This is a genomic window from Methanobrevibacter curvatus, assembly GCF_001639295.1.
Taxonomy (GTDB): Archaea; Methanobacteriota; Methanobacteria; order Methanobacteriales; family Methanobacteriaceae; genus Methanoflexus; species Methanoflexus curvatus.
Map to the genome: position 1 here is coordinate 1 of NZ_LWMV01000123.1, position 767 is coordinate 767.

Here is a 767-nt window from a genome sequence, read left to right on the forward strand (position 1 = left end):
TTTAAAAAATGATTTAAAAAATATTTAAAAAAATTAAAATCTTAGAAAAAAGTAAAAAGATTCTTAATTTATTTCAAAATAATTTCAACAGACAAAATATTACCTTGCTTCAAGTCATTTATTAAATTCCTATCTAAATCAGTGGCTACCTTATCTGCTTTCACCATCAAAGTCCTTGAACAAATAAAAGAACTTTTACGTGCCACAATATCTGTTGGATGAGTTAAAGTAAGCTTAGGATGACCAAAACCACTTATTTCATCATGTCCATTTTCAGTTTTAAGTTTAACCACTATTTTTGTTTTATCATTGGCTATTTTATCCTTAAACTCTTTAGAAAAGCTATTTAAATTCAATTCAGATGCAACACCAACTATACAATCTCCAGATGGAGTTAAGCTCGTATCTTGAGTAATTTCAAAGGTTGATTTATGAAGAGAACTTATATTTTTATGTCCCTTTGCTTTAAACTTTATTTTCATATACTTAGTCCATCAAATTATAATTATCATGTTATAATTATCATGTTATAATTATCATATTTCATGTCATAATTATTATCTACATATAAATTAGAGGTTGAGGATTATTTTTAACATTTTCAGATAATTTTTTAAGTCTTGATTCAATATTTTCTGCTTCCTTAATTAATATAGGAATTTTTAAAAAAAATTATTACTTCTAAATTTTATTTTCTGGACTATAATATTTTATTTTAAATGTATTTTTAAATAATAATATTTTTATTTAATAATACTACTTTATTC

At 22.6% G+C, this 767-nt stretch carries 1 protein-coding gene; it reads right to left on the reverse strand.

Going from position 1 to position 767, the window contains the following annotated elements; genetic code table 11:
• Positions 1–68 precede the first annotated feature (68 nt).
• Positions 69–482: a DUF371 domain-containing protein gene (locus MBCUR_RS03150; RefSeq protein WP_067090101.1), complete on the reverse strand. Its 414-nt coding sequence runs from the start codon at positions 480–482 to the stop codon at positions 69–71.
• Positions 483–767 lie beyond the last annotated feature (285 nt).